The 22081-nt window shown below is 57.8% G+C and carries 20 protein-coding genes; 4 read left to right on the top strand and 16 right to left on the bottom strand.

Features of this window, described 5'->3' with window-relative positions; genetic code table 11:
• Positions 1-57: 57 nt before the first annotated feature.
• Positions 58-1893, bottom strand: a complete 1836-nt coding sequence (gene glmS, locus BI292_RS05745) for a glutamine--fructose-6-phosphate transaminase (isomerizing) (RefSeq protein WP_101207264.1) — start codon at positions 1891-1893, stop codon at positions 58-60.
• A 1-nt stretch (position 1894) separates the two neighbouring features.
• On the bottom strand, positions 1895-2671 hold the full coding sequence (locus tag BI292_RS05740) for a DeoR/GlpR family DNA-binding transcription regulator (RefSeq protein ID WP_092275748.1): 777 nt from the start codon (positions 2669-2671) through the stop codon (positions 1895-1897).
• Positions 2672-2851: 180 nt separating this feature from the next.
• Between BI292_RS05740 and idi the strand changes: the two genes are divergently transcribed.
• On the top strand, positions 2852-4426 hold the full coding sequence (idi, locus tag BI292_RS05735) for an isopentenyl-diphosphate Delta-isomerase (RefSeq protein ID WP_101207263.1): 1575 nt from the start codon (positions 2852-2854) through the stop codon (positions 4424-4426).
• 56 nt (positions 4427-4482) lie between these two features.
• Here idi and glmU read toward each other — a convergent pair whose 3' ends face one another.
• The 14 genes from glmU to mnmG all read right to left on the bottom strand — a co-directional run bounded on the left by glmU (position 4483) and on the right by mnmG (position 17468).
• Entirely contained in the window at positions 4483-5850 is a 1368-nt protein-coding gene (gene glmU, locus BI292_RS05730) for a bifunctional UDP-N-acetylglucosamine diphosphorylase/glucosamine-1-phosphate N-acetyltransferase GlmU (RefSeq protein ID WP_101207262.1), read from the bottom strand.
• A gap of 116 nt (positions 5851-5966) precedes the next feature.
• The gene (locus BI292_RS05725; RefSeq protein WP_092275739.1) at positions 5967-6392 is read right to left on the bottom strand and encodes a F0F1 ATP synthase subunit epsilon; all 426 of its coding nucleotides are present in this window, start codon (positions 6390-6392) and stop codon (positions 5967-5969) included.
• A 44-nt stretch (positions 6393-6436) separates the two neighbouring features.
• Entirely contained in the window at positions 6437-7816 is a 1380-nt protein-coding gene (gene atpD, locus BI292_RS05720; protein WP_092275736.1) for a F0F1 ATP synthase subunit beta, read from the bottom strand.
• 27 nt (positions 7817-7843) lie between these two features.
• Positions 7844-8704: a F0F1 ATP synthase subunit gamma gene (gene atpG, locus BI292_RS05715; protein WP_092275733.1), complete on the bottom strand. Its 861-nt coding sequence runs from the start codon at positions 8702-8704 to the stop codon at positions 7844-7846.
• A gap of 50 nt (positions 8705-8754) precedes the next feature.
• Complete coding sequence (gene atpA, locus BI292_RS05710; RefSeq protein ID WP_092275730.1) at positions 8755-10299, bottom strand: F0F1 ATP synthase subunit alpha; 1545 nt, start codon at positions 10297-10299, stop codon at positions 8755-8757.
• Between the two features lie 21 nt (positions 10300-10320).
• Positions 10321-10857, bottom strand: coding sequence for a F0F1 ATP synthase subunit delta (locus BI292_RS05705; protein WP_017341700.1), 537 nt, complete (start codon positions 10855-10857; stop codon positions 10321-10323).
• 12 nt (positions 10858-10869) lie between these two features.
• Entirely contained in the window at positions 10870-11340 is a 471-nt protein-coding gene (locus BI292_RS05700) for a F0F1 ATP synthase subunit B (RefSeq protein ID WP_008027535.1), read from the bottom strand.
• Between the two features lie 56 nt (positions 11341-11396).
• Complete coding sequence (gene atpE, locus BI292_RS05695) at positions 11397-11654, bottom strand: F0F1 ATP synthase subunit C (RefSeq protein WP_002555987.1); 258 nt, start codon at positions 11652-11654, stop codon at positions 11397-11399.
• A 134-nt stretch (positions 11655-11788) separates the two neighbouring features.
• Positions 11789-12658 carry a F0F1 ATP synthase subunit A gene (gene atpB / locus BI292_RS05690; protein WP_092275727.1) on the bottom strand — a complete coding sequence of 290 codons (870 nt, stop codon included), beginning with the start codon at positions 12656-12658 and terminating at the stop codon, positions 11789-11791.
• A gap of 16 nt (positions 12659-12674) precedes the next feature.
• Positions 12675-13082, bottom strand: coding sequence for a F0F1 ATP synthase subunit I (locus tag BI292_RS05685; protein ID WP_054048155.1), 408 nt, complete (start codon positions 13080-13082; stop codon positions 12675-12677).
• 148 nt (positions 13083-13230) lie between these two features.
• Complete coding sequence (locus BI292_RS05680) at positions 13231-14103, bottom strand: ParB/RepB/Spo0J family partition protein (protein ID WP_101207261.1); 873 nt, start codon at positions 14101-14103, stop codon at positions 13231-13233.
• 9 nt (positions 14104-14112) lie between these two features.
• Positions 14113-14910, bottom strand: a complete 798-nt coding sequence (locus tag BI292_RS05675; protein WP_092275719.1) for a ParA family protein — start codon at positions 14908-14910, stop codon at positions 14113-14115.
• Between the two features lie 18 nt (positions 14911-14928).
• Positions 14929-15573 (bottom strand): 16S rRNA (guanine(527)-N(7))-methyltransferase RsmG, encoded by a 645-nt coding sequence (rsmG, locus tag BI292_RS05670; protein WP_101207260.1) that lies wholly within the window; start codon positions 15571-15573, stop codon positions 14929-14931.
• Entirely contained in the window at positions 15570-17468 is a 1899-nt protein-coding gene (gene mnmG, locus BI292_RS05665) for a tRNA uridine-5-carboxymethylaminomethyl(34) synthesis enzyme MnmG (protein WP_101207259.1), read from the bottom strand. Before mnmG ends, rsmG begins: the two co-directional genes overlap by 4 nt.
• 590 nt (positions 17469-18058) lie before the next feature.
• On the opposite strand from mnmG, the gene BI292_RS05660 reads away from it, so the two are divergent.
• The 3 genes from BI292_RS05660 to BI292_RS05650 all read left to right on the top strand — a co-directional run bounded on the left by BI292_RS05660 (position 18059) and on the right by BI292_RS05650 (position 22057).
• Complete coding sequence (locus BI292_RS05660; RefSeq protein ID WP_101207258.1) at positions 18059-18565, top strand: sigma-70 family RNA polymerase sigma factor; 507 nt, start codon at positions 18059-18061, stop codon at positions 18563-18565.
• Positions 18565-19512 carry a FecR domain-containing protein gene (locus BI292_RS05655; RefSeq protein WP_101207257.1) on the top strand — a complete coding sequence of 316 codons (948 nt, stop codon included), beginning with the start codon at positions 18565-18567 and terminating at the stop codon, positions 19510-19512. Before BI292_RS05660 ends, BI292_RS05655 begins: the two co-directional genes overlap by 1 nt.
• 109 nt (positions 19513-19621) lie before the next feature.
• Positions 19622-22057 (top strand): TonB-dependent siderophore receptor, encoded by a 2436-nt coding sequence (locus BI292_RS05650; RefSeq protein WP_101207256.1) that lies wholly within the window; start codon positions 19622-19624, stop codon positions 22055-22057.
• The last annotated feature ends 24 nt before the right edge of the window (positions 22058-22081 follow it).

The following is a 22081-nucleotide window of genomic DNA, read 5'->3' as shown; positions in this document are numbered from 1 at the left end:
AAAAAAACCGCAGCCAACGCTGCGGTTTTTTTTGTTTCGGCATCAGCTGTGGATAACTTATTCCACAGTCACCGACTTGGCCAAGTTACGCGGCTGATCGACATCTGTACCTTTCAACACCGCCACGTAGTACGACAACAACTGCAACGGGATGGTGTAGAGGATTGGCGACAGGATGTCGTGGATGTGCGGCATCTGCACCACGTGGGTGCCTTCGCCGTTGCTCATGCCAGCCTTTTCGTCAGCGAAGACGATCAGCTCGCCGCCACGCGCGCGGACTTCCTGGAGGTTGGATTTGAGCTTCTCCAGCAGTTCGTTGTTCGGCGCCACCGTGACCACTGGCATGTCGTTGTCGACCAGCGCCAACGGGCCGTGTTTCAGTTCGCCGGCCGGGTAGGCTTCGGCGTGGATGTAGGAGATTTCCTTGAGCTTCAAGGCACCTTCCATCGCGACCGGGTATTGCGCGCCACGGCCAAGGAACAGGGTGTGGTTCTTGTCGGCGAACAGTTCGGCGATTTTTTCCACGGTGCTGTCCATCGCCAGGGCTTCGCCGAGACGGGTCGGCAGGCGACGCAGTTCTTCCACCAACGTTGCTTCCATGCCCGCCGCCAGGGTGCCGCGCACTTGGCCGAGGGACAGGGTCAGCAACAGCAGGCCGACGAGCTGGGTGGTGAAGGCTTTGGTCGAAGCCACGCCGATTTCGCGGCCAGCCTGGGTCAGCAGGGTCAGGTCGGATTCACGCACCAGCGAGCTGATGCCGACGTTGCAGATTGCCAGGCTGGCGAGGAAACCCAGTTCCTTGGCGTTGCGCAACGCGGCCAGGGTGTCGGCGGTTTCGCCGGACTGCGAAATGGTCACGAACAGCGAGTCGGGCTGCACCACTACTTTGCGGTAGCGGAATTCACTGGCGACTTCGACCTGGCACGGGATGCCGGCCAGTTCTTCGAGCCAGTAACGCGCGACCATACCGGCGTGGTAGCTGGTGCCGCAGGCAACGATCTGCACATTGCGCACTTTGGCGAACAACTCCGGCGCTTCCGGGCCGAACGCTTCTACCAATACTTGTTGCTGGCTCAGGCGACCTTCCAGCGTGCGTTGCACGACCGAAGGCTGCTCGTGGATTTCCTTGAGCATGTAGTGACGGAACTCGCCTTTTTCGGCGGATTCAGCGTTGTCGCCGTACTGCACGGTTTCGCGCTCGACGAGTTGACCGTCTAGGTCCCAGATCTGCACGCTGTCGCGGCGAATCTCGGCGATATCGCCTTCTTCCAAGTACATGAAGCGGTCAGTCACCTGACGCAGCGCCAATTGGTCGGAAGCGAGGAAGTTTTCGCCCATGCCCAAGCCAATCACCAGCGGGCTGCCGCTGCGTGCTGCGACCAGACGGTCTGGCTGATCAGCACTGATCACTGCCAAACCGTAAGCGCCGTGCAGTTCTTTGACGGTGGCTTTGAGTGCGGTGGCCAGATCCGGCAGATCCTTGAGCTTGTGCGCCAGCAAGTGCGAGATGACTTCGGTGTCGGTGTCCGAGGAGAACACGTAACCCTGCGCCTTCAATAGTTCGCGCAGGGCTTCGTGGTTCTCGATGATGCCGTTGTGCACGACCGCCAGGTTCTGCCCGGAGAAATGCGGGTGCGCGTTGCGTTCGCACGGCGCGCCGTGGGTGGCCCAACGGGTGTGGGCGATGCCCAGACGACCGACCAAAGGCGCCGCTTCCAGCGCCATATCGAGCTCGCTGACCTTGCCCGGACGGCGCACGCGATCAAGGATCCCGTCGTTGGTGAAGACCGCCACACCGGCGCTGTCATAACCACGGTATTCGAGGCGCTTGAGGCCTTCGACGAGGATGGCGGTGATGTTACGTTCAGCGACTGCGCCGACAATGCCACACATGTTATTTCTCCTGACTGACAGCCGCGAGGATCAAATTGATTCCGCGAGCCTGTATCTGATCCCGTGCCTCTTGCGGCAGGCGATCATCGGTAATAAGGGTATGGACGCTGCTCCAGGGCAGCTCCAGGTTGGGAATCTTGCGGCCGATCTTGTCGGCCTCGACCATCACCACCACTTCGCGGGCGACTTCAGCCATGACGCGGCTCAAACCCAGCAGTTCGTTGAAGGTCGTGGTGCCGCGGACCAGATCGATGCCATCGGCACCGATGAACAACTGGTCGAAATCGTAAGAGCGTAGTACCTGCTCCGCCACCTGCCCCTGAAAGGACTCGGAATGCGGGTCCCACGTGCCGCCGGTCATCAACAGCACCGGCTCGTGCTCCAGATCGCTCAAAGCGCTGGCCACGTTGAGGGAGTTGGTCATCACCACCAGACCGGGTTGTTGCCCCAGTTCCGGGATCATCGCGGCGGTGGTGCTGCCGCTGTCGATGATGATTCGCGCATGCTCGCGAATCCGCGTGACAGCGGCGCGAGCGATGGCTTGTTTGTATTTGGAAATCGGTTGACCGAGATCCGCCACCAATTCCTGTGGCATCGTCACCGCGCCACCGTAACGGCGCAGTAGCAGCCCATGGCTTTCAAGGGCGGCGAGGTCTTTGCGAACCGTCACTTCCGAGGTTTCGAAACGCTTGGCCAACTCGTCGACACTGACTTCGCCCTGCTCATTGAGCAAGGCGAGGATGTTGTGGCGACGTTGAGGTGTATTGCGCTTGGACATTGGCTACTAAGTTTCGATTCGAAAGATAACGGAAGCAATCAAAACCTATTGGCGAAACTTCGTCAAGCGCCGTTTAAGATTGGCAGACCTGCGGCGATGGGTTGTACTGCACGTTATTGGCTCCCGCTCGCGACCGCGTGCTGCTGGCCCGGATTTCAGCGTTTGAGGTGGATTGAAGCCATGGAAGAGTCCCTGATACTGGTGGATCAGAACGATCAGCAAATCGGCACTGGCCACAAAATGGCAATTCACCGTGAAGGGCTGATGCATCGCGCGTTTTCGCTGTTCATCTTCGACCGCCACGGGCGTTTGCTTCTGCAACAACGCGCGCAGAGCAAATATCACTCGGCCGGGCTGTGGACCAATTCATGCTGTGGCCATCCGCGCCCGGGCGAAACCACCGCGCAAGCGGCGCATCGCCGGCTCGGCGAGGAGATGGGTTTTGATTGCGTGCTGGAGGAAGTCACGACCCTGATCTACAAGGCTGAAGTGCCGGGCGATCTGATCGAGCACGAGTTCGATCACATTTACATCGGCCGCTTTGACGGTGAACTGCAGCTCAATCCCGAAGAAGCGGCGCAGGCGCGCTGGATCGAAACCGCGGAATTACTGCGCTGGATCGACGCCGAGCCGCAAGCGTTTACCGTGTGGTTCAAGACCATCCTGCTGGCCCCGGCGTGCGCGCTCGAACACTGGAAATCCCGCGCACAAGCCGGTTTGCAGATTGATCCGGTGGTTTACCAGGATCAAATCCTCACGCAAGTGTCGCGCACCTTTGCCCTGACCATCCCGCAACTGCCCGCCGAGCTCTACCCCGCTGTCGCCAATGCGTATTTGCTGTGCCGGATTGCCGACACCATCGAAGACGAGCCTGGGCTCAGCGTTCGGCAGAAACACCATTACGAAGACGGGTTCCTCAATGCGTTAGCCGGTGGCGCGGAGGCCCGGCGTTTCAGCGAAGACTTAAGCGAGCAACTGACAGAACAGACGCCGCTGGCTGAACGCGATCTGGTCCGGCACCTGCCTGAGGTGTTGAGCTTGTTCCACAGCCTGAAGGCTTCGCATCGCGCGGCGATCTTTGATTGCGTGAAGGTGATGACCGAAGGCATGAGCGAGTTTCAGGAGAATGCCGGGGTTCAGGGCTTGGCCACTCACCAGCAACTCGACCGTTATTGTTATTGCGTGGCCGGCGTTGTCGGAACGCTGCTGACCGATCTGTTCATCGATTACGACCCGACGCTGTTAGCGCACAAAACCAAGCTGCATCACTTGGCCCTGTCGTTCGGCATGGGTTTGCAATTGGCCAATATCCTCAAGGATCAGGCGGACGACCGTAAACGCGGGATCAGTTGGCTGCCGCAAGACTTGCTGGCCAGGCACGGCGTCGAGTTGGCGCAAGTGCAATCCGCACCCAATGAAATGGTCTACGCGCAGGCGGTTGATGAGCTGATCGGTACCGCCCACTCGCATTTGCAACGGGCACTGGACTACGCGCTGCTCATCCCTGGCAGGCATGCGGGCATTCGGCGTTTCATGTTGTGGAACATCGGATTGGCGTTATTGACGTTGCACAACGTCCATAAAAATCCAACCAGACCTGTAAAGGTCTCGCACGCCGGGGTGGCGTGGATTATCGGGTCGACGCGGCTGTTGCAGCGATCGAATGGCGGCCTGCGCGTGCTGTATAAAATCGCTGCACGCGGGTTACCGGTGACACCGCTGGAAGCCGAGTGGCATGTGCCACTCGACTGTTAGCCAGCTGTTTCTTCGAGGTTATTTCAGCGGGGGATAAAACCTGAGCTGTGGATAACTCAGCTCTTTTTGATTTTCTCCGGACGCTTCCAGCCATCGATGTTGCGCTGACGTGCGCGACCGACCGCCAATTGAGCGTTATCCACATTTTGCGTAATGGTCGAACCGGCCGCCGTGGTTGCGCCGCTGGAGATATCCACAGGCGCGACCAGCGAATTGTTGGAGCCGATGAACACGTCTTCACCCAACACGGTTTTCCACTTGTTCGCGCCATCGTAGTTGCAAGTGATGGTGCCCGCGCCGATGTTGGTGCGCGCGCCGACTTCGGCGTCGCCCAGGTAAGTCAGGTGACCGGCCTTGGCGCCTTCGCCCAGATGGGCGTTTTTCAGTTCGACGAAGTTACCCACATGCGCGCGCGCTTCGAGCACGGTGCCCGGACGCAGACGCGCGAACGGACCAGCATCGCTGCCCTCGCCGAGAATCGCGCCTTCAATGTGACTGTTGGCCTTGATCACCACGCCTTTGCGCAGGGTGCTGTCCTTGATCACGCAGTTCGGACCGATGACCACGTCATCTTCGATGACGACTTTGCCTTCGAGGATCACGTTGATGTCGATCAGTACGTCGCGACCGACGCTGACTTCACCGCGTACATCGAAGCGTGCCGGGTCGCGAAGCGTGACGCCTTGCGCCATCAAACGACGGCCGGCGCGCAGTTGGTAGTGACGCTCGAGCTCGGAAAGCTGCTTGCGATCGTTGGCGCCCTGCACTTCCATGGCGTCGTGCGGCTGTTCGGTGGCCACCACCAGACCATCGCTGACTGCCATCGCAATCACGTCAGTCAGGTAATACTCGCCTTGCGCGTTGTTGTTGGAGAGACGGCTCATCCAGTCGCCCAAACGCTCGAACGGCACGGCCAGAATGCCGGTGTTGCCTTCGGTGATTGCGCGCTGGGCGTCGTTGGCGTCTTTCTGCTCGACGATGGCGGTAACCTTGCCGTCGGCGTCACGCACGATGCGCCCGTAACCAGTCGGGTCGTCCAGTTCAACGGTGAGCAGGCCCAGTTGCTGCGGCTCGACTTTTTTCAGCAGGCGTTGCAGGGTTTCCACTTCGATCAGCGGCACATCACCGTAAAGGATCAGCACGGTATCGGACTTGATGAAAGGAACGGCCTGCGCCACGGCATGCCCGGTGCCCAGTTGCTTGTCTTGCAGGACGAAATTCAGATCATCCGCCGCCAGGCGATCGCGCACAGCGTCGGCGCCGTGGCCGATCACTACGTGAATGCGCTGTGGGTCGAGTTGCCGGGCGCTGTGGATAACATGGCCAAGCATCGAGTTGCCGGCAATCGGGTGCAGAACCTTGGGCAACGCCGAACGCATGCGAGTGCCTTGGCCGGCAGCGAGGATAACGATTTCTAGAGACATGACTGGCTACCATTCCTGGGTGGTCAGCAACTGCGACCAGGTGATGAAAATCGGAAAAGAAAAAAGGGTAGCCGAGGCTACCCTTTTTAATCAATCGCGCAACAAGTGATGGCCTGTTAGTGGCCGAACTTCTTGCGGATCTGCTGAACGGTGCGCAGCTGAGCTGTCGCCTCGGCCAGACGTGCAGCAGCAGAACCGTAATCGAACTCGGCGCCACGTTCATGCAAGGCTTTCTCGGCAGCCTTGACGGCTTGCTGAGCAGAAGCTTCATCCAGATCAGCAGCACGTTGCACGGTATCGGCAAGTACTTCGACCTTGTTCGGCTGAACCTCGAGGAAACCGCCGGAGATGTAGAACACCTCCTCTTCCCCGCCCTGCTTGATCAGGCGAATCGGACCTGGTTTGAGATTGGTGAGCAACGGCGCGTGACCCATGGCGATACCAAGATCACCGAGTGCACCGTGCGCAATCACCATCTCGACCAGACCGGAGAAGATTTCCCCTTCCGCGCTGACGATATCGCAATGGACTGTCATAGCCATCTGATTGCCTCAACCTAATGTGCGCCCGTTGCCGGGCGCCAGGGTTACAGTTTTTTGGCTTTCTCGATCGCTTCTTCGATGCCGCCGACCATGTAGAACGCTTGTTCTGGCAGGTGGTCGTAGTCACCGTTGAGGATGCCTTTGAAGCCTGCAATGGTGTCTTTCAGGGAAACGTATTTACCCGATGCACCGGTGAAGACTTCAGCCACGAAGAACGGCTGCGACAAGAAACGCTGGATCTTACGAGCACGGTTTACCAACTGCTTGTCGGCTTCCGACAGCTCGTCCATACCCAGGATCGCAATGATGTCCTTCAGTTCTTTGTAACGCTGCAGAACATACTGGACGCCGCGAGCGGTGTCGTAGTGGTCCTGGCCGATCACGTTCGGGTCCAGCTGGCGCGAAGTCGAGTCGAGTGGATCGACCGCTGGGTAGATACCCAGGGAAGCGATGTCACGGGACAGAACGACGGTGGCGTCCAAGTGGGCGAAAGTGGTCGCTGGCGACGGGTCAGTCAAGTCATCCGCAGGTACGTATACCGCTTGGATCGAGGTGATCGAACCGTTTTTGGTCGAAGTGATGCGCTCTTGCAGAGTACCCATCTCTTCGGCCAGGGTCGGCTGGTAACCTACTGCGGAAGGCATACGGCCCAGCAGTGCGGATACTTCAGTACCGGCCAGGGTGTAACGATAGATGTTGTCGACGAACAGCAGAACGTCGTTACCTTCGTCACGGAACTTCTCGGCCATGGTCAGGCCGGTCAGTGCTACGCGCAGACGGTTACCCGGCGGCTCGTTCATCTGACCGTAAACCAGTGCCACTTTGTCCAGAACGTTGGAATCCTTCATCTCGTGGTAGAAGTCGTTACCCTCACGAGTACGCTCACCCACACCGGCGAACACGGAATAACCGCTGTGCTCGATGGCGATGTTACGGATCAGTTCCATCATGTTTACGGTTTTGCCTACACCGGCACCACCGAACAGACCAACTTTACCGCCCTTGGCGAACGGGCAAACCAGGTCGATTACCTTGATCCCGGTTTCCAGCAGGTCGTTGCCGCCTGCTTGTTCAGCGAAGGATGGCGCAGGACGGTGAATGCCCCAGCGCTCTTCGGTGTCGATCGGGCCAGCTTCGTCGATCGGGTTACCCAGAACGTCCATGATCCGGCCCAGGGTCGCTTTACCGACCGGTACGGAGATGGCTGCGCCAGAGTCGGTAACTTCCAGACCGCGCTTCAAGCCCTCGGTGGAACCCATCGCAATGGTACGAACCACGCCGTCGCCCAGCTGCTGCTGAACTTCCAGGGTGGTTTCAGCCGCGCTTACAACTTTCAGCGCGTTGTAGATGCTCGGTACGCTGTCGCGTGGAAATTCCACGTCGATAACGGCGCCGATGATTTGAACGATACGTCCGCTACTCATAGCTGGATCCTCTGAATATTTGAACCGTTAAACCGCGGCAGCGCCGCCGACGATTTCCGAGATCTCTTGGGTGATCGCAGCCTGACGCGCCTTGTTGTAGATCAGCTGCAAATCGCTGATCAAATCACCGGCGTTGTCGGTAGCGTTCTTCATCGCGATCATCCGCGCAGCTTGTTCAGCCGCGTTGTTCTCGACCACCGCCTGGTAGACCTGCGACTCCACGTAACGGACCATCAAGCCGTCAAGCAGCTCTTTGGCGTCCGGTTCGTACAGATAATCCCAGTGGTGCTTGAGGTTTTGATCCGGGGTTGCCACCAATGGAATCAACTGCTCCACGGTAGGCTGTTGCGTCATGGTGTTGATGAACTTGTTGGACACAACGCTCAGACGGTCGATACGACCATCGAGGTAGGCATCCAGCATCACCTTGACGCTGCCGATCAGGTCATTGATCGACGGTTCTTCACCCAGGTGGCTGATAGCTGCTACGACGTTACCGCCGAAGTTACGGAAGAAAGCCGCACCCTTGCTACCAACAACACACAGATCGATCTCGACGCCGTTTTCACGGTTTACCGCCATGTCCTTGACCAGGGCCTTGAACAGGTTGGTGTTCAAGCCACCACACAAACCACGGTCACTGCTCACCACGACATAACCCACGCGCTTGATGGCGCGGTCGATCATGAACGGGTGGCGATATTCCGGGTTGGCGTTGGCCAAATGACCAATAACCTGGCGGATGCGCTCCGCGTAAGGACGGCTAGCAGCCATGCGCATTTGTGCCTTGCGCATTTTACTGACCGCCACTTTTTCCATGGCGCTGGTAATCTTTTGCGTGCTTTTGATGCTCGCAATCTTACTGCGAATCTCTTTTGCGCCTGCCATGTAACACCTATCAGGTTAGCAAGCGGGAGCCTTGCGGCTCCCGCTGCGGCTTACCAGGTTTGGGTGGCCTTGAACTTCTCGATACCGGCTTTCATGCCAGCGTCGATTTCGTCATTGAAGTCACCCTTAACGTTGATCTTGGCCATCAAATCGGCGTGATCGCGGTTGAAGAAAGCAATCAGCGCTTGTTCGAAGCTGCCGATCTTGGCGATTTCAATGTCAGTCAGGAACCCACGCTCAGCGGCATACAGCGACAGCGCCATGTCAGCGATCGACATTGGTGCGTATTGCTTCTGCTTCATCAGCTCGGTAACGCGCTGACCATGCTCAAGTTGCTTACGGGTCGCTTCGTCCAGGTCAGAAGCGAACTGGGCGAATGCCGCCAGTTCACGGTACTGAGCCAGAGCGGTACGGATACCACCGGAGAGCTTCTTGATGATCTTGGTCTGAGCGGCACCACCCACACGGGATACCGAAACACCGGCGTTCACTGCAGGACGGATCCCGGAGTTGAACATGGCCGATTCCAGGAAGATCTGACCGTCGGTGATGGAAATCACGTTGGTCGGAACGAACGCGGAAACGTCGCCAGCCTGGGTTTCGATGATCGGCAGTGCGGTCAGGGAACCGGTTTTGCCGGTCACTGCGCCGTTGGTGAACTTCTCTACGTATTCTTCCGAAACGCGGGATGCGCGCTCCAGCAGACGGGAGTGGAGATAGAACACGTCGCCTGGGTAAGCTTCACGGCCTGGTGGACGGCGCAGCAGCAGGGAAATCTGGCGGTAAGCCACTGCTTGCTTGGACAGATCGTCATAAACGATCAGCGCGTCTTCACCGCGGTCGCGGAAGAATTCACCCATGGTGCAACCGGAGTACGGTGCCAGGAATTGCAGTGCTGCAGATTCCGAAGCGCTCGCCGCGACAACAATGGTGTTAGCCAGTGCGCCGTTTTCTTCCAGCTTGCGAACCACGTTGGCGATGGTCGATTGCTTCTGACCGATCGCTACGTAAACGCAGAAAATACCGCTGTTTTTCTGGTTGATGATCGCGTCGATCGCCAGAGCGGTTTTACCGATCTGACGGTCACCGATGATCAGCTCACGCTGGCCACGGCCGACAGGGATCATGGCATCGACAGCCTTGTAGCCAGTCTGTACAGGCTGGTCTACCGACTTACGCCAGATCACGCCTGGAGCAACTTTCTCGACCGCGTCGGTCTCGGTGTTGCCCAGTGGACCTTTGCCGTCAACAGGGTTACCCAGTGCGTCGACTACGCGACCCAGCAGTTCCTTACCAACCGGAACTTCGAGGATGCGACCGGTGCACTTGGCGCTCATGCCTTCAGCCAGAGACTGGTAGGAGCCCAAAACTACGGCACCTACAGAGTCTTGCTCGAGGTTGAGAGCCATACCGAAGACGCCGCCCGGAAACTCGATCATCTCGCCGTACATTACGTCGGCCAGACCGTGAATCCGCACGATACCGTCAGATACGCTGACGACTGTGCCTTCGTTACGGGCTTGGGAGGTCACATCGAGCTTGTCGATGCGGCCCTTGATAATTTCACTTATTTCGGAAGGATTGAGTTGCTGCATTGCTCTGCTGCCCCTTCAAACTCAAGATTTCAATGCTTCGGCAAGGTTTGCGAGTTTTCCGCGAACCGAGCCATCGATAACCAGGTCGCCGGCGCGGATGACAATGCCCCCGATAAGGGATTTGTCTTCCTCGACTTGCAGGCGCACTTCCCGGTTGAGTCGTGCACTGAGAACCTTGGCGAGTTTGTCTTGCTGTTCTTGGTTCAATGCAAAAGCACTGGTCACTTCAACGTCTACCGATTTCTCTTGTTCGGCCTTGTACAGGTCGAACAGAGCGGATATCTCCGGCAAAAGCGGGAGACGGTCGTTTTCGGCAACGACGTTGATGAAGTTCTGTGCCTTCACATCAAACTTGTCGCCGCACACGTCAATAAACGTGGCGGCCTTGTCTGCGCTCGTCAGTCGCGGGGCCTTGAGCACGCGCTGCATAGTGTCGTCTTGCGACACTGCTGCAGCCAGGCCGAGCATGGCTGACCAAGAGGCCAGTTGCTGGTGGGCCTGGGCGTGCTCGAAGGCTGCCTTAGCGTAAGGTCGGGCCAACGTGGTCAATTCTGCCATGATCGCCCTCGCTTAAATTTCAGCAGCCAGTTTGTTTACCAGCTCCGCGTGCGCGTTTTGATCGATTGTGGCACCCAGGATCTTCTCTGCGCCGCCGACCGCCAGTGCACCCAATTGGGCACGCAGCGCGTCTTTGACACTGTTCAGTTCCTGTTCGATCTCGGCCTGAGCCTGAACCTTCACACGGTCAGCGTCGATACGGGCTTTTTCAACAGCCTCTTCAACAATCTGGTTACCGCGTTTCTTGGCTTGCTCAATGATTTCGGCTGCCTGAGCTTTCGCTTCGCGCAGTTGCTGACCCGCTTTATCTTGGGCCAGCTCCAGGTCGCGAGCTGCTCGGGCGGCAGCGTCCAGTCCATCCGCGATCTTCTTCTGACGTTCGTGCAAAGCCGCGATGACCGGAGGCCACACGAACTTCATGCAAAACAGTACAAAAATGAAGAACGCAACGGACTGGCCAATCAGGGTTGCATTAATGTTCACGCCAACACCTCGCTCGTTCGTTGCACATCAAACCAATCACTCGAAGGTTCGAGTGATTAGCCAGCGAGTTGACCAACGAATGGGTTCGCGAAGGTGAAGAACAGAGCGATACCAACACCGATCATGGTTACGGCGTCGAGCAGACCGGCAACGATGAACATTTTGACTTGCAGCATTGGAACCATTTCTGGCTGACGCGCTGCGCCTTCCAGGAACTTGCCGCCCAACAGGCCGAAACCAATTGCGGTACCCAGTGCACCCAGGCCGATCAACAGTGCAACAGCGATAGCGGTTAGACCAACTACAGTTTCCATCTTTCCTCCCGACTTTTACGTCGTATGGTTTAGGTTTTTTAGATTTTAAAGCGGTAAAACAAATCGTTTCATAAGCCCTGTTCGGGCACCCACCCGTTTGACCGGGTGGGACATCAGACTAGTCGAGACTGGTCTTAATGGTTCTCTTCGTGCGCCATCGACAGGTAGACGATGGTCAGCATCATGAAGATAAACGCCTGCAGGGTGATGATCAGGATGTGGAACACAGCCCACGCCCACTGCAGAACTACGCCCAGGCCGCTAAGCCAGAGCAGACCGCTGCCGAACATCACAGCAATCAGAATGAAGACCAGTTCGCCGGCGTACATGTTGCCGAACAGACGCAGTGCCAACGAAATCGGCTTGGCGATCAGTGTCACGAACTCCAGCAGGAAGTTCACCGGGATCAGCAGGGCTTGAACGAAGATGTTCTTGCTGCCGAAAGGGTGCAGGGTCAGTTCGCCGATGAAGCCGCCGATGCCCTTGACCTTGATGCTGTAGAAAATGATCAGCGCGAACACCGACAGGGCCATGCCCAGGGTAGCGTTCGGGTCAGTGGTCGATACGGCACGGAATGGAATGTGCGCATCACCGGTGATCAGGATGGCCAGCTGAGGAATCCAGTCGACCGGTACCAGGTCGACGGCGTTCATCAGGAACACCCAGACGAAGATAGTCAGTGCCAGCGGTGCAATCACCGGGCTACGACCATGGAAGCTGTCTTTCACGCTGCCATCGACGAATTCGACCAATACTTCAACGAAGTTCTGCAAAGCACCCGGTTGACCCGAAGTCGCCTTCTTTGCCGCCATGCGGAAAATCAGAACGAAGATCAGACCCAATGCGACCGACCAGCCGAGAGTATCGACGTGGAAAGCCCAGAAGCCCATTTCCTTGGCTTCTGCTGCGGTGTGGGCAAAGCCCCAGCCGCCGGTAGGATGCTGACCGAAGGTCAGGTTCTGCAAGTGGTGCTGGATATAGCCCGAAGCGGTTGTCTCTGCCATGGTTGCCTCAAACGCCCTAAGGTCTCGAAAGTCTTGTTCTCATCAGCAGGGGCGCGAACCAGCTGACCAGTTGGGTCAACACGAAGACGCCGAATACAGCTAACGGCGCCAATGGCTTCACACCTGCAAACGTCAATGCAAAGAGCACTGCCGTCAGAATTAATTTGCCCGCCTCGCCAGCATAAAAAGACCGGACGATGGCTTGAGCTGCTCGGGCGCCGGAAAACCGAAATGCCCTGTGAGCGAAATAAACATTGGGTAACAAGGCTATCAGGCCTCCGCAAAGACCTGAGTACCCGGCAACGACTCCATACCATTGCCAGAGCGCCAGAGCGGCAATGAGCAAAACGATAAATTGAGCCATTAACACCGGAAAAACTGCCAGGCGATGGAACGGCAAGCGGTTTGGCGTGCGGGTTTCCATCACTTTTACTCCCCAATGGTCGGCTGCCAGAATTCAGTAACTTGGCATAATTTGTGCCGACAAAATGCGCGCAGAGTATAGGGGCGGTTCAGCCCCTATTCAACTGTCAGGTAGTGATTTCCGACTGCGCGCTACATGAGGAAATGTTTCAGCGGATGTGCGCAAGCACGCCTTGAAGCTCGTCGAGAGAGTTATAACCAATCACCAACTGCCCTTTACCCTTCTTTCCATGACGGATCTGCACCGCAGAGCCTAGGCGCTCGGCCAGGCGCTGTTCGAGTCGAGCGATATCCGGATCGGGTTTTGCCGCTTCCACCGGCTCCGGTTTGCCGCTCAACCACTGGCGAACCAGTGCCTCGGTTTGGCGCACGGTCAGCCCGCGTGCGACAACGTGTCGCGCCCCTTCGACCTGTTGATCCTCCGGCAAACCGAGCAAAGCACGTGCATGACCCATTTCCAGGTCACCGTGCGAGAGCATGGTTTTGATGACTTCCGGCAATGCGATCAAGCGTAGCAGGTTCGCCACGGTGACCCGGGATTTGCCCACGGCCTCTGCAACTTGCTGCTGAGTCAGCTGGAATTCCTGCTGCAAACGCTGCAGGGCCACGGCTTCTTCGATCGGATTGAGGTCTTCGCGCTGAATGTTTTCGATCAGCGCCATGGCGATCGCGGTTTCATCCGGCACATCGCGCACCATCGCCGGGATGGTTTCCTGGCCAGCCTGCTGGCTCGCGCGCCAGCGACGTTCACCGGCAATGATTTCGAAACGACCGCTGCCGATCGGACGCACCACAATGGGCTGCATCACGCCTTGGGCCTTGATCGACTGCGCCAGCTCTTCGAGTGCCTGCGGGTCCATGTCGCGACGCGGCTGATACTTGCCACGCTGGATCAGGTCCAGCGGCAGATGCTGCAGCTCACGCTGATCGGCCTGCACCGCTTGCTCTTCGAGCGAGCTGACAGTCGGACCACTCAGCAGTGCATCCAGTCCACGTCCGAGACCTCGTTTCTTGACGGCCATGGGGATTCCTTAAGTTGCCTGAGCGGCGGCGGTGCGTGAGTTTTTGCGTTGACGGCGCACCAGCTCGCCGGCCAAAGCCAGGTAAGCGATGGCGCCACGCGATGATTTGTCGTACGCCAGCGCCGGCATGCCATAACTCGGCGCTTCGGCCAGGCGGATGTTGCGCGGAATCACCGTGTCGTAGAGCTGCTCGCCAAAGTGTTCCTTGAGCTGCGCCGAAACGTCGTTCATCAGGCTCAGGCGCGGGTCGTACATGGTCCGCAACAGGCCTTCGACTTTCAGGTTCGGGTTCAGCAGTTCGGCGATGCGCTTGATGTTATCCACAAGGTCGCTCAACCCTTCGAGCGCGAAATACTCGCACTGCATCGGGATGATCACCCCATCGGCCGCAACCAGCGCGTTCAATGTCAGCATCGACAGGGACGGTGGGCAGTCGATCAGAATGTAATCGTAGTTTTCGCGGATCGGCGCCAGCGCGCTGCGCAGACGACTTTCCTTCATCTGCATTTCCAGCAGCACCACTTCGGCCGCGGTCAGATCGCGGTTGGCCGGCAACAACTGGTAACCACCGTGCTCGGAGTAATGCATGGCCTGAGCCAGATCGCATTCGCCGATCAACAGGTCGTAGACCGAGTTTTCCAAGCCATGTTTATCCACACCGCTACCCATGGTGGCGTTGCCTTGTGGATCAAGATCGATCAACAGCACCCGGCGCTTGGTAGCGACCAGGGAAGCTGCGAGGTTGATGCAGGTGGTGGTCTTGCCCACACCACCCTTCTGGTTCGCTATCGCGAATACCTTAGCCATTCTTGCTTGTGTTCCCAATCATGCCGTGCGGCGCAGTATCAGCAGATGGCGTTGGCCTTGGCAACCGGGTACGGCCAGGGCGTGTTCGCTATCGAGGTGGAAGTCTGCCGGCAATGCTACCAGCTCATCGGCGGGATGAACGCCCTTCATTGCCAGCCACCGCGTATCGCGGTCGCCGAGATGACGCGTCCAGTTGCTGAAGTTTTCCATGCTGCTGAACGCCCGGGAAATGATCCCGTTGAAAGGCTGTTCTGGCTGGAAAGCTTCAACGCGACTGTGGATAACTTGCAGGTTATCCAGTTTGAGTTCGAGTTTGACCTGGGTCAGGAAGCGGGTTTTCTTGCCATTGCTGTCCAGGCACGTGACCTGCGACTCGGGAAACAGGATAGCCAACGGGATACCGGGCATGCCGCCACCGCTACCAACGTCCAGCCACCGACCGTTTTGCACAAACGCCATCACGCTCAAGCTGTCGAGCAAATGCCGCGAAACCATTTCATCCGGATCGCGCACGGCGGTCAGGTTGTAGGCCTTGTTCCATTTGATCAACAGGGCCAGATAACCCAGCAGCAACGCGTGCTGGGTTTCGGTCAGCGTGACACCGAGTTGGCGAGCACCTGTGGATAACTCTTCTGCGTGTTGCGAGGTGACCAACGAACTCAAGCGCTTTGCTCCAACTGACGGCCCGCGCCGCGTTTTTTCAAATGAATCATCAACAGCGAAATGGCTGCCGGGGTGACGCCCGGGATACGCGAGGCCTGGCCGAGAGTTTCTGGTCGGGTCGCGCCGAGCTTGCTCTGGATCTCTTTGGAGAGACCGGAGATGTTCGTGTAATCGATATCCACAGGCAGTTTGGTGTTTTCACTGGCACGCAGACGGACGATTTCGTCCTGCTGGCGATCAATGTAACCGGCATATTTGGTCTTGATTTCGACCTGCTCGGCGACCTGTGGATCTTCTGCGCCACCGCCAGTCACGGCGATCAGACCAGCGTAGTCGATTTCCGGACGGCTCAAGAGGTTGAGCAAGTTGTATTCGTGGGTCAGCGGCGTACCGAATTTTTCGGCAATCGCATCGCCCTGCTCGGTGTTCGGGCGAACCCAGGTACTTTTCAGGCGCTGCTCTTCGAGATCAATGCTTTCGCGCTTCTTGCAGAACGCCGCCCAACGCGCGTCATCGACCAGACCCAACTCGCGACCTTTTTCGGTCAAGCGCAGATCGGCGTTGTCTTCGCGCAGGATCAAACGGTATTCGGCCCGGGACGTGAACATCCGGTACGGTTCCTGGGTTCCCAGGGTAATCAGGTCATCGACCAACACGCCGATGTACGCCTCATCGCGACGCGGGCACCAGGCGTCTTTGCCCTGAGCACGCAGCGCGGCGTTGGCTCCGGCCAGCAAACCTTGGGCGCCGGCTTCTTCGTAACCGGTGGTGCCGTTGATTTGCCCGGCGAAAAACAGACCGCCGATGACTTTGGTTTCGAGGCTGTACTTCAGGTCACGCGGGTCGAAGTAGTCGTACTCGATGGCGTAACCCGGGCGAACAATGTGCGCGTTTTCCATGCCACGGATCGATTGCACGATCTGCAATTGCACGTCGAACGGCAGGGAAGTTGAAATCCCGTTCGGGTACAGCTCGTGGGTGGTCAAACCTTCCGGTTCGATGAAGACCTGATGGCTTTCCTTGTCGGCAAAGCGATGGATCTTGTCTTCGATCGACGGGCAATAACGCGGGCCAATGCCTTCGATCAGACCGGCATCGGAATACATCGGCGAACGGTCGAGGTTGGCCGCAATGATTTCGTGAGTTCGGGCGTTGGTGTGGGTAATCCAGCAGCTCACCTGTTTCGGGTGCTGCTCTTTGGAACCCATGAACGACATCACCGGGATCGGCGTGTCGCCCGCTTGCTCGGTCATCACCGAGAAATCCACCGAACGGCCGTCGATACGCGGCGGTGTGCCGGTTTTCAAACGACCGACGCGCAGTGGCAATTCACGCAGACGATGGGCCAGGGCAATCGACGGCGGATCACCGGCACGACCGCCGGAATAATTCTGCATGCCGATGTGGATAAGTCCACCGAGGAAGGTGCCAGTGGTCAACACCACGGAATCGGCGAAGAAGCGCAGACCCATTTGCGTGACAACACCGCGCACGTGTTCCTGTTCAACGATCAGGTCATCAGCGGCTTGTTGAAATATCCACAGGTTCGGCTGGTTTTCCAGGGCTTCGCGGACAGCGGCCTTGTACAAAACCCGGTCGGCTTGAGCACGAGTGGCGCGTACGGCCGGGCCTTTGCGGCTGTTCAACACGCGAAACTGGATACCACCCTTGTCGGTGGCCATGGCCATCGCGCCGCCGAGGGCATCGATTTCCTTGACCAAGTGGCTTTTGCCGATCCCGCCAATGGCCGGGTTGCAACTCATGGCACCGAGGGTTTCCACGTTGTGCGTCAGCAACAGGGTTTTTGCCCCCATACGTGCTGACGCCAGTGCTGCCTCGGTACCGGCATGACCGCCGCCGATGACGATCACTTCAAAACGGGAAGGGAAATCCACCACGCACCTCGTGCCTGCTTAAGTAGGTAATTCAGGAATAGTTTGAGCCCGGGTTTCTGGACCAGGTCGGCAAGTATAGGGACTTCGCCCTTCCTAAAGAACCCTTTGCACAAAATTTAACCAGCTGTGGAGAAGTCGGGTTAATAGAAATTAAAAAGAGAGAAATTTATTAAATCTTTGTTTTTATGTTTATTTCTACTGAGCACCTTTTCTGTGGATAGATCGCTACAGGCCTTTATATTCAATATGTACAGAGATTCAAAACCCTGTGTTCATGTGTCAATGAGTCCCTTGGATAACCGGTGTAAGCCTGTGGATGAAACGGGTGGTTATCCACAGATGGGTTTATCTTCATTTTTCACGCCCTGTTATCAACTGCCCTTAGAGGCACTTATTCACAGGGCTTAATCCACAGAAAGTCGCTTTTGCTCGAATTCCACACAGCAAAATTCCAGCCGATGGCTCTGGCAGACCTTCGTCGTTTGGAAAAAACTGCGAGAAAACAGCCGATACGCGGTGGACGGTGGCTATTGTTAGTAGACGTAACAGAAGCTAATAATAGGCATTATCATTAACAAGCCCTGTTCTCTATGCCCTTAACCTCCCACACGGCAGCCGTTCAACAGATCTATGAGCAGCACCATTCCTGGTTGTACGGGTGGCTCAAGGGCAAGTTGCATGACACCTGCGATGCGGCCGATGTCGCGCATGACACCTTTCTGCGCATTCTCGGCTCGCGCAATGCCTTGCAGATTCGTGAACCTCGGGACTATCTGGCCACCATCGCCCGGGGTCTAGTGATTGATCGCTACCGTCGACGGGCGATCGAAATCGCCTACTTGGAAACCCTGGCCGCCCGCCCCGAGGCCACGGCAATCAGCGAAGAAGACAAGGCGTTGATCATCGAAACCCTGGTTGCTGTGGATAAAGCCTTGGCGGGATTAGGCGCGCGGGCGCAGCGGATATTCATGCTGTCGCAGATTGAAGGCCTGACTTATCAACAGATCGCCTGTGAACTGAAGGTGTCGCTGACCACGGTGAAGAAGCACATGATCCGCGCGCTTACCGAATGCTCTTTGATCATGGCGTCTCTTTAATGACCGCCGCGCCTGATCGCAAAGTCTTCGAAGCGGCGGCCAGTTGGTACGTGCAGTTTCAGAGCGAACCGCCCTCGCCCGCGCAACGCCAGGCCTGGCAGCAGTGGGTCGAGAGCAATCCGGCGCACCTCGCAGCATGGAATCAGATGGAGCAACTGCAACGGCACTTGGGCGCAATGCCCCGAGACCTGACGCGCCGCGCCTTGTCCTCGACGCAACAACGCCGGCAGGTGCTGAAGCTGTTGCTGATCCTCGCTGGCAGCGGATACGTCGGTTGGAATGTGCAAAAACACACGGCGTTGGGCGATGTCTGGGCCGAATATTCCACCAAGGTCGGCCAGCGTCGCAGCATCGAATTGGCGGACGGCAGCCAGATTCACCTCAACACCAACACCGGCATCGATGTGCTGTTCGATGGCCAGCAACGCCTGATTCGTCTGCGTTCGGGGGAAATCCTCGTCCGCACGGGCAAGCTCGGCGACCCGCGAGCGTTTTTCGTCGAGACCGAGGAAGGACGGATTCAAGCGTTGGGCACGCGGTTTTCGGTGCATCAGCTATCCGCCAAAACGCGGGTCGGTGTGCTGGAAGATCGCGTGAGCATTCAGCCCAATGACCAGCAAAGCAGCCCGCGCGTATTGAACGCCGGCGAAGGCGTGGACTTTCAAAGCGACCGCGTCGGTGCGATTCATCCCTACAAATTGGCCGAAGCCGCGTGGATCAACGGCCAATTGATTGTTCTGGACACGCCGCTGGGCGAGGTCATCCGCGAGCTTGGGCGCTATCGTTCCGGGGTTCTGCAGTGTGACGAACGTGCCGCGCAGTTGCGGGTTTCCGGGACTTTTCGCCTCGATTCCACCGATGCAGTGCTGGCCAATCTGCAAGCTTCGCTGCCGATCAACGTGCGCTATTTCACGCGTTATTGGGTGTCGATCAGCCAGGCCGTTTGATCCTCGGGAAAATAAATCTGGCGCGGGGTTATCTTTTTCAGCCCTGACACGGCCCTACAGGTAATCGCGATCTACGCGGCTCTTTGCCACCTTCAGGGCTTACCCATCCATGCGACTTCCTACGTTCCGACTGCGCTTTTCCCACCACTGCATTGCCTACAGCTTGTTGATGACCAGCGCTGCCAGTTGCCTGGTGACGACCAGCCCTGCGCTTGCGGCCAGCGTCACGCAACGCTATGCCATCGCGGCCGGTCCGCTGGACAACGCGTTGAGCCAGTTCGCGTCGGCAGCCAATGTGATCCTCTCATTCTCGCCGCAGCAAACCGCGCAGCTGCGCAGTCAGGGCTTGGCCGGCAGCTATTCGGTCGAACAGGGTTTCGCCATGTTGCTGCAGGGCTCCGGTTTGCAGGCCGTTTCGCAGGCGCCGGGCAGCTATATTCTGCAAGCCGTGCCGGTGTCGGGGCCGTTGGTGCTCGGGGAGACCAACATCAGCGGCGTGGAACAGAATGAGATGAACCTGGATTACGCCGCCGACGTTGGCTACAAGGCTTCGAACAGTCGGGTCGGTACGAAAACCAGTACGCCGCTGTCGGAAACGCCGCGTTCGGTGTCAGTCGTTACCGCGCAACGAATGAAGGATCAGAAGTCGCAGACGCTGACAGATGTTTTGGGTTATGTGCCGGGGATCTTCGCGCCACCCTTTGCCGCTGGCGACAGTCTGGCCGGTGATCTGTTTTTCATCCGCGGTTTCAACGCCACCGATTATGGCTACGGCTTGTTGCGCGATGGCCTACGCGTGCAGGGCAATCGGTATGACACCAGCACCGAACCTTACGGCCTCGAGCGCGTGGAAATCTTCCGCGGCCCGTCCTCGCTGCTGTACGGCGAGAACGCGCCGGGCGGGCTGGTCAACCTGGTGAGCAAGCGCCCTACCGCAGCGCCTCAGGGTGAAGTGCAACTGAGTTACGGCTCCAACAACCGCCGCCAATTGGGCGTCGATGTCTCCGGGCCGCTGGACGATGACGGCAACATCCTCGGCCGCATCGTCATGCTTGGCCGCAACGCCGAGACCCAAACCGACCATGTGCCGGACGATCGCATTTACATCGCGCCGTCGCTGACCCTGAATTTCGACGACTACAACACCCTGACACTGTTGGCCAACTACCAGAAAGACCACACCAACATGGAACTTGGCCTACCTGCCGCCGGCACTTTGCTGACGAACCCCAACGGCAAGTTATCCAAAGACACCATGCTCGGCGATCCTGACTGGAACACCTTCGAGCGCGAGACCTGGAGCACGGGTTATGAATTTACCCACAGCTTCAACGACGATTGGCAGTTCCGGCAAAACTCGCGCTACATGCAGTCGCGCATCACCCGCCACGAAACCTGGCCGGGCAACCTGAACAACGGCGGTTTCGGCACCCGACTGAACATGACCGCCTACGATCGCTTCAACAAATCGATGGTCTACTCGCTGGACAACCAGTTGGAAGGCAAATTCGACGTTGGCGGTTTGCAAAACACCGTGTTGTTCGGCGGCAGTTTTGACCGGACTTCGTTTAATCAGGATTGGAACGCCGGGCTGGTCGGGCCGATTGATGTCTACAACCCGGTGTACCTGCGCGACCCGACGACGCCAATCGCGGTGCAAAACACTTTGCTTGAGCAACAGATGAAAGGTGTTTATGCACAGGTGCAGAGCAAGTACGACCATTGGTTGTTCCTGCTCGGTGGCCGTCAGGATTGGGTCGACAGCGATTTCCGCGACAAAGTGGCGCGCGGCAGCAACATCAGTTCCGAGGACAAGAAATTCACCTATCAGGGCGGGGTGATGTACCAGTTCGACAACGGCCTGACGCCGTACGTGAGCTACTCGACCGCGTTTGTCCCGGTGCAGCAGATCTCCAATTCCGGCGCGCCGCTGGAGCCGATCACCAGCAGCCAATATGAAGTCGGTTTGAAGTACGAGCCGCCGGGCTGGGATACCGCGTTTACCGCCTCGGTCTACGACCTGCGCAAAAAGGATGACACCTACTTCGACGCGACCACCGCGAGTTATCGCCAGGTCGGCGAGAGCCGCGCCAAAGGTGTGGAGCTGGAGCTCAACAGCAACCTGACGCCAAACCTCAACGTGACGGCGGCCTACACCTACACCGATGCGCGGATCACCAAGGATTCGGCAACGTCACTGGTCAAGGATCACCAAATGACCGGCGTGCCGCGCAATCAGGCCTCGGTCTGGGCCAAGTACCGATTCCTCGAAAGCAGTTTGAAGGGACTGTATGTCGGTGGCGGCGTGCGGTACTTCGACAGCGCGTTTGCCTACACCGCGCCAACTCTCTACGGCAAGCTCGATGCCGGCGACGTGACGTTGGTGGACGCGGCGATCGGTTACCAGATCGATCGAAACTGGACCGTCGACCTGAATGCGAAAAACCTGTTCGACAAGGAATACGTGTCTGGCTGTAACGACGCCGGACGCTGCTACTGGGGCGAAAGCCGAACTTTGTTAGGTTCTGTGTCGTACAACTGGTAAAAGCAAAAAGGGCTGTGGATAAGT

Origin of the sequence: Pseudomonas sp. 43NM1, assembly GCF_002836905.1 — a bacterium.
Classification (GTDB): domain Bacteria; phylum Pseudomonadota; class Gammaproteobacteria; order Pseudomonadales; family Pseudomonadaceae; genus Aquipseudomonas; species Aquipseudomonas prosekii.
The sequence above is the reverse complement of the archived record's forward strand: the minus strand, read 5'-3'. Positions and strand labels throughout refer to the sequence as shown.